Below are 11,243 nucleotides of genomic sequence, written 5' to 3' on the forward strand. Positions count from 1 at the left end.
GGGGGTAGTTGACAGCGACTTGTGCATGATTACCCTGTTGGAACGTCGTGCCGCAGGCACACCCCCGGACGGATCGCACAACTCCGCGTGGCCCGGCCGTACGGCCGAACCCCGCCCGGGGGCCCAGATGGATGGGGTGGTGGGGACCGCTCAAGTCCCCGTGATCCCGGCACGGCATCCGACGGCCGGGTACGGGACGGTTATCACGTCTTCGATCTTCCTCCACCGGGCAACTCTCGGTGCCGTTGCTATCGCCCCGTCGACGATCCAGGAGGTGCCATGAGCGCGGGAAGCCGTCGGCACGGTGAGGGTGTCCCGTGTGCCTTCGAATGAAGACCCTCGGGGCTCGTCTGTTTGGTTCGATTATATCCAGATAAAAACAAACATTTATGCTGGAATATACTCCAACAAACTGTGTGCCCTCGGTCCTCGACCTCCTGGTCGCCCTCAATCCCTGGTGGAGCGCCAGGCCCTTTGAAACGGGTATACGGCGGGAGAAATACTTTACAAAGATACGGAAGTATCTTGAGACCGGGGAGGTCGTTGTCCTTACGGGGGTGCGCCGTTCGGGAAAAACAACGCTCCTCTTCCAGATCATCGACGACCTGATCCATAACCGCCGGGTCGATCCGCGGTCGATACTCTTTGTGAACTGCGATGAGCCGGAGATTGCCCGCCTCGAAGACCCGCTCGAGACCCTGCTTGAGACCTACCGCAGGGACGTGTACGGCGGCGACGCGCCCTACCTCATCTTTGATGAGATCCAGACCCTCGAGGGGTGGGAGCGGTGGATAAAATCGCTCTACGACAGAAAGAAATTCACCCTTATCATATCCGGTTCGACGTCCTACCTTCTCGACTCAAACCTCTCAACGCTCATTGCCGGGCGATACCTTCCGGTCCATGTCTACCCGCTCGATTTTGCGGAATACGTGGTCTTCTCGGGCGAGGACCTGCCGCACGATCCCGTATCTCTCGCGTCGGCGAAGTACCGGCTCCTGCATCTGCTCGGTGAGTATATCAGGGAAGGAGGTTTCCCGCAGGTCGTCCTTTCAGACGACGAAACGATCCGGCGGGACCAGCTCGCGGCATACTACGACAGCATCGTCTATCGCGACATCGTGCGGGTTAATGAGGTGCGAAACCAGAAGGCGCTCGGCGATCTGCTTACTTACTGCATGACGAACGTAACCTCGTTCTACTCCTACCGGAATCTCCAGGAGGTGCTCGGCATCGATTTCGAGACCGTCAGGGAGTATCTCTACTACGCAGAGAAAGCGAAGATCCTCTTTGAGGTTCAGTACTTCAGCTCTTCGCTGAAAACACAGAGCAGGAACAACAAAAAGATCTACTGCATCGACAATGGTCTCCGGAACGCCGTATCGTTCAGGTTCTCGGAAGACGAAGGAAGGCTTGCAGAGAACCTCGTCTTCATCGAACTGAAGAAGCAGGGTCGTGAAGTATATTACTGGAAGAAACAGGGTGAGGTCGATTTCGTCGTAAAAAATCCCGACCGCTCGCTCTCGGCAATCAGCGTCTCTTACACCGATTCCCTCCCCGCCCGGGAGGAAAAAGCACTGCTCGAGTTCGCAAACCTTCACGGCTCCCGGGTGCGGGAGTGCATCCTTCTCACGAAAGACACGGAGAAGAGAGAGGGAACTGTCCGGTATATCCCGCTCTGGAAATGGCTGCTCGACGGGGGAGCGATATCACAAGCATGCGTTCCGCAAATTCGTTTTTGAGCGATTAAACGCCGCCGTTAAGGTGCATGGAGTAGGGCCGTTAGGGGACAGGTTCGTTGCGGCTATGCCCTGCACCTACCGATGCAGAGAGGAGCGGTAACCGTGCCCGACAGGGGGACCCTCGCCGGTCCCCCGGAGGGGTCATCTGAAGCCTCAGCGGCGACTGAGCGTCGGAGGGTCACGTGCACCGGGGGCATGAGGGACGCTGCCTGACCGGCCATGGTAAACTCTGTCCGTTCAATCCTTCAACCACTGCAGGCGTGAAGGTGCGCCGGAAAGGCGACGGAACCCCTCCGGCGCCGGTGGGATGGCCCTGTAAAACCAACATGGAGAGGGTTGACGAAAGACGGGATCGTCTATTTCATACATAGTTCTCTTACGGAAACATCGTAGCGCTGGTATCTCAATCGAGAAAACCTTACTGTCGCCGTCCGGAATTTCCTGGTCGGGGGATGTGCGGCCGAACCCTGCGTCGTTTGACCTTGGAAAAAATTGAGGGGGGCCCGCTTTAGGCCCCCGTGAGGTCGGCGTGGTATTCGGTGGTTGAATACGGGACAATCGTCACGTCTTCTGTCGTCTTCGACCCCTCCTTCCCCGCCACCTTCACCGGGTAACTGCCGATGCCGAGGTAGTGGAAGGTGTGGGGCGTCTTCTCGCCGGTATCACGGTTGAAGAGGTAGATCTTGGCGCCTGCCGGGTCGCTCGAGACCTCAAGCGACCCCCAGGTATACGCGGCGAGGGTGAACTTCACCGCGGCGTCGCCGGAGCCGCCCGTCAGTACGACCTCCTGCTCCGCCGGGAGATACCCCGGCTTCGAGACCCCGACGAGGTGCCTCCCTTCCGAGATGTTGCCGACGACGTACGGCGTGGCGAACCCGGTCTGGAACCCGTCGACCGATATCGCCGCCCCCGCCGGCGCCGACGTCACGAGAAGGCTGCAGGGTGCGGCGGAGAACGCGGCACTCACGGTATCGTTCGACTGGACGGTGGCGGGTATCCTGTATGTCCGGTAACCCCCGCCGTCCGCGACGGTGAGGTACGCCCCGCCGATCCCCCGGACCTCAATCGTCTTCGGGAACCGGTCGCCCATGTATCTGCCGTTGATCGAGAACGGCTTCTGGGCGTACTCCTCCGGTGCGAACGTGATCGAACGCGTCAACTCAGCGTTGCCGCTGGAAAACATCACCCGCGTCAGGGTGTTTTTATCTATCCATACCCGCTCTTTATCGGAACTGAACTCCACCTTCTCTTTCTTCACCTTGATGGTGTGCAGCCCTTCTTTCAGCCCGTAGATGACGGCGGGGGTCTTCTGGGTCACTTTGCGGCCGTCGACGAAGATCTCCGCCTCGTCGGGGAACGAGTCGACGTAGACGCCGCCGTAGTGGTTCTGTTCCCAGTCGCGGAGCAGTCCCGGGGATACGGCTCCCGGGACCTCGACCACGACTTCGTCGTCGCGCGCAAGCTGGACCTCCCGCTCCACCGGCTCGGCGCCGTCCATGCGCACCCGGACGGTATGGTTGCCGCCGGAGAGCGATGCAAACGCGGCCGGGGTCGTCCTGCCGGTATACTCGCCGTCGAGGTCGATGAGTGCGCCCGGCGGGTCGGAGAGCACCGCAAGATCGAACTGCATCGTGGTGATGTCGACAGGAGGCGCCGCCGTCGGCGTGGGCTCTGCCGCCGCGGCCGGGATCGGTTCAGGCCCCACCGCCGGCCCCGGCTCCTCCCCGGCGGAGGCGAAGCCGAAGAGCCCGAAAAGCGCCTGGACGGCACCGAACAGAAGGCCGATCACTCCTCCATCCCGGGCGGACTCACCGGTCTCGCCGTACCGGACCGTATAGATGCCTCCCTGCCGGACCTTCGCCGAGACGCTGCCGCCCGTCGCATCGGCCGCAGTCTCCAGGGTCTGCCAGGCGCCCGAAGAACGGTCGTACCTGGCGATCACGCCTCCCGGTTCGCTCACGGAGATGATCAAACTCAGGGGGAGATCACTCATCATATCCTCGCTGCCGACCGCGTAGGCCGGGTCGGCACCCCCTGCGTCGCCGGGTAAAAGCCTCTGCAGCGTCAGCGCCTGGACGGGGCTCCCGGAGCCCTCGGTGATCACCGCTCCCTCGGGGATGTACAGTTGAACGGCCCCGCCGTCGGCGACGAGACGCGTGGCCTCGATCCGCCCGTTCGTCGCGTTGAGGGTGAACCGCGATCCCGACTCGCTGGACGGTGTCGCCGGAATCCCGGTTGTGCCCGTCGTGGATGTGGCGTTCGTCTCATATCCCTCCGGCGGGGTGCCTTTCCTGACGACGAGGATGATGGCGCGGTTCTCCATGTAGTCGCCTTTCGTCGTGGTGATGAGGCTCTGGATTCCCGCCGCGTTCTCCGATCCCATGAGGTACGGTCTCACGTCCAGGTCGGCCACGCTGATTGCCGAAGAGCCGGCGGTGAGCAGATTGAACCACTCGCCGTCGTTGAAGTAGATCCGGTGCTCGTCGTCGTCAATCCCCGAACCGGCGGTGGTGACCAGGATGAGGCGCGCCTCGCCGGCTCCGGAGAGGTCGACGGACTCGTTGAAGGTCGCCGTTGTGATGCAGTCTTCGGACGTCGTCCCGAAGTCCGGGTGGGCGTAGAGCGTATCCGACCCCTCCGCGACCCAGTAGGTCATCTCCGGCTCTGCGGGGTCCTCGGTGACGACCAGGAGCCCGATGCCGTAGGTCGCAAAGACATCGTCCTTCCTCCCGTCGTTCGTCAGTTTCACGACGTGTTCGCCGGCGATGCCGCCCGGGACGCCGGTGACGTTGAACGCGTGTGTTTCGAGAAGATAATTGTAGATCCCCTCGTTCTTCCGGTCGTTGTAGACCGCGTCTGCTTTGATGGTCGCCCCGTCGACTGCGAGGCTGACCCTGACCGGAGTCCCTTCCTTCCTCTGTTCGTCGTGCCCCCAGGTGGTGTAGATGTAGAGCCGCGCGTATGCGACCGTGCCGTTGCCGGGGACATCGATCGTAAACTCCCTGCTCTCGCCTGCGTGGATAAGCCCGGTGTAGTCGCTGAACTCGTAGTAGGTCAGGTTCCCGTGGAGGGTGCCCGAGACGGCGACGTCCAGGGTCTTTCCGGAGTAGCCGTAGTCGGGAACCCTGCCGTCGGACCCGACGGCGGTCTCGAGCGTGAAGTCGACGGTGGTGGTCTCGCCGTCGTTGACCGTAACCGTCCGGTAGTCTTCGACCCCCTCCGCTCTCACCTCGACCGTGTAGTCTCCGATGATCAGGTTCTCCAGCGTCGCCGGGGTTACGACCGACATGTTCTCCCCGTTGAGGTAGATCCAGGCCCCGGCCGGCTCGCTCGTCACCTCGATGCTGCCCGTTATCGGCTCGAGGTCGAAATGGGCCGTGGCGTTCGAGCCTTTGGTCACCGTGACCCACTGGTCCTCGGGCACCCGGTAGCGGTCCAGCTCGACCCGAACCGCGTGGTCGCCGGCGGGTATGCCGGGAATCGTCGTGTTCGCCGTCCACTGGGTCGGTTCGTCGTCGAGGAAGATTGCCGCGCCGGCGGGCGCTGAGGTCACATTGATCGACCCGACCTCCTTCTCCGGGTAGCGGACCGAGAGGAGGGCGAGCGGGATCTTGAAGAACGCGCCCAGGTAGGCTCCGCCGCTCCCGGAGACGCTGAGGTCGCGGGTGTAGGCGAACGTGCTCGCCGCCCCGGGCTCCATGAGGTCGGAGACGTCCCAGGTCTGGTAGCCCGAGTAGGGGCCCTGCGGGTCATTGGCGTCGAGCGGTTCGGTGTTGAACTCGAACTCCCCGACGTTGCTTGCCATGTAGATCGCCGAGAACTCGGCTGCGGGGACCCGTTCGTCGTCCTCCGGGAGGTCCTCGGTATCGAAGGTCGTCTCGCCCGTGTAGGTTTCGCCGATATCCTCGACGTAGTAGGAGTGGACGTCGTGCCCCTGGTTCACCCAGTAGTAGACCTCGTCGCCGTCGCCGTCGTCGTAGGCGACGACCAGCGTGACGAGCTTTATCCTCCCGTCGAAGGTCCCTTTATACCCTTCCGGCTGGTCCACCTTTACCTCGGCGACCGGGTTCCTCGCGGTGATGCGGCCGGTCACGTCGTACCACATCAGGTAATCGCTCGTGATCCGGTTGCAGTGGTCGTTCACCCAGACCGGGCTGCCGCCGTGGATCGCGAAGACGTACGGCTGCCGGAGTTCTTCGACGCCGAGCGTCTCTATCCCCGACCCGCCGTCGAACTTCACGGTCGCCCGGTGCTCGTAGTTGTTCTGCATATGAGCGCAGTAGACGGAGACGTAGAGGCGCGCCCACTTGATCTCCGTGTAGGCGGGCAGGGCAAACGTCTTCTCCGCCGAGTTGGCGAAGTCCGTGTACGAATCGGACCATAGCCCGCCGGAGACGGTGTCTTCTTTGACGGTTCCGAGCGGGATGCCGCCCACGTACTGGTCGGCCGCCGCGGGTGCGGGCACCAGAACGAGCAGCAGCATAAGAGATAGCGCAATTCCTGTGATATACGGTCTGTTGATTCTCATTCATCACACCCCCGTCCGTATCGCCGTCACCGGGTTGAGGTGAGACGCCTTCAACGCCGGGTAGAGGCCCGATGCCAGAGAGAGAACGATCGCGATTGCCATTCCGATCACGAGAATTTCGGGCGTGATCAGGGTGATGTCGCCCTCGGCGAACGTTGAGAACGTATCGCCGAGCTGGGCGACGATGAACGGCTTCCCGAATGTGTTGATCACGCCCGTGAACGCGATGCCTAAAAGATCGCCGAGCACGCCCCCGATGAGGCCGATATAGAGGCATTCGGCGAGGATGAGGTGGACGACGTCCGCCGGGGAGGCCCCGATGGCCATGGTGATCCCGATCTCCCGCGTCCGCTCAAAGACCGACGTGACCATCGTGTTGACGATCATCAGTACCCCGACGATCAGGGAGACCCCGGCAAAGAACGCCAGGATGAGGACGACGACGTCCATCAGCTGGTTCACCGACTCGATCTGCTGGAACGCGCCCTTCGCGGTGAGGCCGAGCGCCTTGACGTCGTCCACGACGCCGAAGACCGTTTCGGGCTGATCGACCCGGATCAGGACCCCGTCGAACGCCGTCTCGTCCCCGCGCAGTTCCTGCGCGACCCCGCGGTCGATCAGCATCACCTGGTCGAACGCATCGTCCCGCTCCTGGAGCACGCCGACCAGGGTGAACGTCACCTCTTCGTCGACCGGCATGCCGTCCTCATCGTAGCGCCGGATGAGGATCGGGACGGCGTCGCCGAACCTGACCCCCTCGTAGCGCTGGAGCGTCTCGGCGACGTCGTGCCCGAGCACCGCCTGCCGGGAGCCGGGCTCGAGGTTCTCTCCCCTCAGGAATTTCGGCCGGATCACGCCCTCGATCCCGGCGGGATCGATCCCCACGACCTCAAGGTAGGTCTGCCGTTTTGTGGTGTACGCCTCCCGGACCACCGCCGAAGAAGCCTCCACGTGCTGGACGGCGGCGAGTTCCTCGATCTTTGCCGGCGTGATGAACTGGATCGCGCCTCCGCGGATATCCGCAGTCGCCTCGATGAGCGTGAGGTCGGACTGCTCCTTGATCGCCTCCACCGCCTGGTAGCGGACGCCCTCCCCGAGGGAGACGGTCCCGACGACGGCTGCAACCCCGATAGCGATCCCGAGGGCGGTGAGGAAGACGCGCATCCGCTTCCGGGCGACCTGGTGGGCCGAGACCCTCAGGTAGTCGATCAGCCGATCGAAGATCATGCGACCACGCTCCCGTCGAGGAGCTTGATGGTACGGTCGGTCCGCCTCCCGAGCTCACGCTCATGGGTGACGATCAGAAACGTCGTCTCCCGCTCCTCGTTTACCTGCCGCATCAGGCCGAAGATCTCGTCGCGCGTCTTCGAATCCAGGTTCCCCGTCGGCTCGTCGGCCAGGACGATGAGCGGCTCGCCGATAAGAGCGCGGGCGATCGCCACCCGCTGCTGCTCGCCGCCGCTCATCTCCCGGGGATAGTGGTGCGCCCGGTCCGCGAGGCCGACGAGCGAGAGGAGGTCGGCCGCCCGCTCTCTCCTGACCGCCGTATCGCGATAGTTGAAGAGGAGTGGATACTCCACGTTTTCCTGCGCCGTCAGGGCCGGGATGAGGTTGAAACTCTGGAAGACAAACCCGATGGACTCTCTTCGGAGGGCGATGAGCGCCTTTCGGTCGCTGAAATCGACGCTTTTACCGCCGATGCGGACCTCTCCCGATGTCGGGGCGTCGAGGCCGCCGAGGATGTTCAGGAGCGTGCTCTTGCCGCTGCCGCTTCTCCCGAGGAGCGCGATGAACTCCCCCTTCCAGACGGCCAGGTTCACGTCCGCCAGAGCGGTCACCCGGTCGTTGTGCGCCTTGCTCAGGTGTCTTGTCTCGATGATGGTCTCCATACTCTTACTCCTTCCGTTCGGCCCAGAGAACGGCGTTCGTCAGCACCAGGTAGTCCTTTTCGTCCTGGATCTGCACGAAATTCTCGTCGGACCGCAGGTAGGGCAACACGTCCCGCCGGTCGATCCCGACCTGCACCGTCTCGTCGGAGTCAAAGACGTTCACCCACTCCTTCCCGCTCGATCCCGGGAAGAGCGCCGAGAGGATCGCTTCAAAGAACGAGGGCATGCTGCTTGTCCCCTCGCGGTTGAAGAAGAGCCGGTTGATCACGGGGATCTTCTCCCGGGTATAGCCCCCGGAAGGGGCGACGATGAAGAGTTCGGCCGATTTAAGGCCGGATCGGTCGATTGTCCCGGGGAAATCGATCTTGCTCGACGCCATGGCGGGGGTGATCCCGTAACTGCTGTAGAGGAGGTCGGCCCCCTCGCTCACCCAGACGATCCCCTCCGGCGATCCGGGGCTCTCGTAGACGGCGAGCAGGCCGATCCCCTGGACGACGAACGTCCGATTATCGGTGGCGTTGTTCTTGAGGACGACTTCAAAGGAGTTCTTTCCGGGGTTGAGGTCTCTCGTCGTAAAGATGTCCACTCCTGAGAAGAAGTCGTTCTGGCTGACGAACCCCTTGGAGTCCGTGTAGCGGTCGGCCTCCGCAAGGTTCTCGCCCGTATCCGTGCGGGTGAGCGAGAACACCGGGTAGATGGCGTTCTGGTCGAGCTTGCTCCAGGCCCAGTAGACGTAGATGCGCTGATAGAGGATGGTTGCGTCCGCCGGGAGTTCGGGTTCGAACATAACCGCATACTCTCCCCCCGGACTGATTGCTCCGCTGTAGGTGCTGTTTCCCACGGTGTAGACGTAGCCGCCCCGGAACTCGTCGTGAAATACGGTCGAGAGCGGTTTGTCCCCGGCATAGGTGGCCGCCGCGGGGCTTGCGAGGAGTCCGAGCAGGAGGAACAGCCCGGCGAGGGTCCTACGGGAAGGCATACTCGCCCTCCGCCGCGTTGTTTGCCCGGTTCGAGTCTTTGATCGCGCTCCCCTCATCCGCGACGACCTTGATCCGGTGCTTACCGGGCGTCGTGTAGAGCGGGACGTCAATGGTGACCGTTGCACCGGCGTCGATCCCGTCGATCTGCTTGACTGCCGCCTTATCGCCGTCGAGGTAGATGGTGAGGTCGAAGGCGCCGACGTCGCTTCCGCCTCCGTTCTCGATCGTGATCGGGAGGGTGTAGTCCAGGTAGCCTGAAGCTGCCGCGAGCGGGCATGCAGCGACGATGACCGCGCCTGCGATCAGGAGTATCGCCGCCTTCCCGCGCGGCGGGCGCATCATAAGAAGCGCGGCGAGAGAGAGCCCCGCAAACAGGGCGAAGAGCGGGGCTGGCGACTGCTGCGTCGCCGCGGCCTGGGCCGCGGCCTCGAGCCCCCCCCGGACCGGCGTCCCGACGGCGACGGAGAGGTCGGGGACCGTGCCGACCGTCAACTGCACCGATGCCTCGTTGTCCGTCGGGTCGACGTCGCCGCCGGCATCGACCCGGACCGCAATGGTATGCCGGCCTTCGGCAAGGGTGACGCCGGTCTCGACCTGCTGGACGCCGGACCTTGCCGGTTCGATCTCAACCGTTTTGACGACCTTCCCGTCGACCGAGAAGGCCACCTCGATCTTCCCATCGGGCCGGACGCCGTAGTTTCTCACCGTCGCCCGGATCGTCGCTTCTTCGCCCGCATAGGCTCCCGCCGCCACAGGCGTGTCGACGGCGAAGTCCGGCGCCGGCGCCCCGTCGGGCCGCTGCACCGTGAGGATCACGGAGCAGGGATGAATATAGTCCTCGCCCTCGGGCTTCGACCCGGTGGTGCTGATCTCCCCGTCGCCGTTAAGATCCCTTCCCCGCTCGAAGACCACGGTGTTGGTATCCCCGAGGAGTCTGCCGACGTCGAACGTCTCGACGTCGATGTAACGCGCCTCGGGTCCGGGGTTTCCGGTCGCGTCGCCGATGTGCTCGTTGCCGATGTCCCGCGCCCCCTCCGGGTAGAGCGTGAGGTCTGTTGCCGGAACGCCCAGGTCCTCGCCGTTGAAGAGGACGTAGTCCGGCTGCCCCTTCGTCGAGGCTACGAGGACTGCGGTCAGGTCGGCGGCAGCCCCTTCCGCCGCGCCCGCCTTCTCAAAGACCATCTCGCACGTGTCGTGGCGCGTGGGGTTTGTGCCGGACCACCCCTCGCCGTGGAGGTTCTCGTTCCCTTCGGCGATCCAGTAGCGGGTGAGCGGTAATTTATCGTCCTCAACGACGGCCACGACGAAGATGCCGTAGGAGCGCCCGTCGATCCTGCTCTCGGGCTGGCCCCTGCTGGTCGTGAGGGTGACGGTGTTCTTGCCGCCCCGGAGCTGGTCGGTGCAGTCGTGCGCGACCCAGTAGACGCCGTATCCCGATACGAGGGTCTCAGGATGCCGGTCGTCTTTTCCAAAGAGGTCCCGGCGGACCGGGACGCCGTTGTTGACGCTGAGTTCCTCCCACCCGGTGTAGCGCTCGGTGCCGCCCCAGACGCCCGTGTAGACCCGCGCCCAGACCGGCTTTGACGGGAGAGTGAAGGTGCATTCAAGGGGAGGAGCGGTGAGCCCGTATGTCCCGAAGGTGAGCACCTCCCCCCGTATCTCGCCCTGGGCCGCTGTGTCGAGGGAGATGCCCTCGAAGTCGTAGATTGCCGAGACCGGCGCCGTCGTGAAGACGAATACGATAGTTGCGCATAATATTATGTGGATACTTCTGAGTATGTTCATACTATCTATCAAATGATAACACCTATTATTAACTATTTTTATTTTTGTGTGACAATATGACCTCTCTCGTTTGCCCGGTTATCGGGACCGGATTGTCTACGGGTCCCGATCTGCCGGCACATCGTTCCTGCGCACTTTGTCTTGAAAACCCGAAAAATTCCTGCGGACCGGTACTTCGTTAACGTTTTTGCGGAAAGCCCCCTGAAAATTAACTCACCGCCCTCTTTTCGAAGCCTTACGGCTTTTCAAACTCTGTCTCTGACGGAGCGTCGTTCTTCACACCTTCGTTGCTCACGCTCCCGGTGGAAGACACCCGGTC

Annotated in this window: 7 protein-coding genes; 2 read left to right on the plus strand and 5 right to left on the minus strand. The window is 62.9% G+C overall.

The window, feature by feature from the left end; all coding sequences use genetic code 11:
- Both BP737_RS06115 and BP737_RS06120 read left to right on the plus strand, forming a co-directional pair.
- The coding region (locus tag BP737_RS06115; RefSeq protein WP_342686015.1) for a hypothetical protein at positions 1 to 283 on the plus strand (283 nt) is incomplete at its 5' end.
- Positions 284 to 416: 133 nt separating this feature from the next.
- Positions 417 to 1,742: an ATP-binding protein gene (locus BP737_RS06120; RefSeq protein ID WP_292407373.1), complete on the plus strand. Its 1,326-nt coding sequence runs from the start codon at positions 417 to 419 to the stop codon at positions 1,740 to 1,742.
- A gap of 508 nt (positions 1,743 to 2,250) precedes the next feature.
- Here BP737_RS06120 and BP737_RS06125 read toward each other — a convergent pair.
- The 5 genes from BP737_RS06125 to BP737_RS06145 are packed head-to-tail and all read right to left on the minus strand — an operon-like array spanning position 2,251 to position 10,924.
- Positions 2,251 to 6,225: a DUF3344 domain-containing protein gene (locus tag BP737_RS06125; RefSeq protein ID WP_292407371.1), complete on the minus strand. Its 3,975-nt coding sequence runs from the start codon at positions 6,223 to 6,225 to the stop codon at positions 2,251 to 2,253.
- A gap of 48 nt (positions 6,226 to 6,273) precedes the next feature.
- Positions 6,274 to 7,497 (minus strand): ABC transporter permease, encoded by a 1,224-nt coding sequence (locus BP737_RS06130; protein WP_342686016.1) that lies wholly within the window; start codon positions 7,495 to 7,497, stop codon positions 6,274 to 6,276.
- Entirely contained in the window at positions 7,494 to 8,159 is a 666-nt protein-coding gene (locus BP737_RS06135; RefSeq protein ID WP_292407366.1) for an ABC transporter ATP-binding protein, read from the minus strand. The genes BP737_RS06130 and BP737_RS06135 overlap by 4 nt, the downstream gene beginning before the upstream one ends.
- Before the next feature lie 4 nt (positions 8,160 to 8,163).
- A complete protein-coding gene (locus BP737_RS06140) occupies positions 8,164 to 9,138 on the minus strand; it encodes a DUF3344 domain-containing protein (RefSeq protein ID WP_292407364.1) in 975 nt (324 codons plus the stop codon).
- Complete coding sequence (locus BP737_RS06145) at positions 9,125 to 10,924, minus strand: DUF3344 domain-containing protein (RefSeq protein WP_342686017.1); 1,800 nt, start codon at positions 10,922 to 10,924, stop codon at positions 9,125 to 9,127. The genes BP737_RS06140 and BP737_RS06145 overlap by 14 nt, the downstream gene beginning before the upstream one ends.
- Positions 10,925 to 11,243: the final 319 nt, after the last annotated feature.

The sequence above is a fragment of the Methanoculleus sp. UBA291 genome, from assembly GCF_002499755.1.
GTDB lineage: Archaea > Halobacteriota > Methanomicrobia > Methanomicrobiales > Methanoculleaceae > Methanoculleus > Methanoculleus palmolei.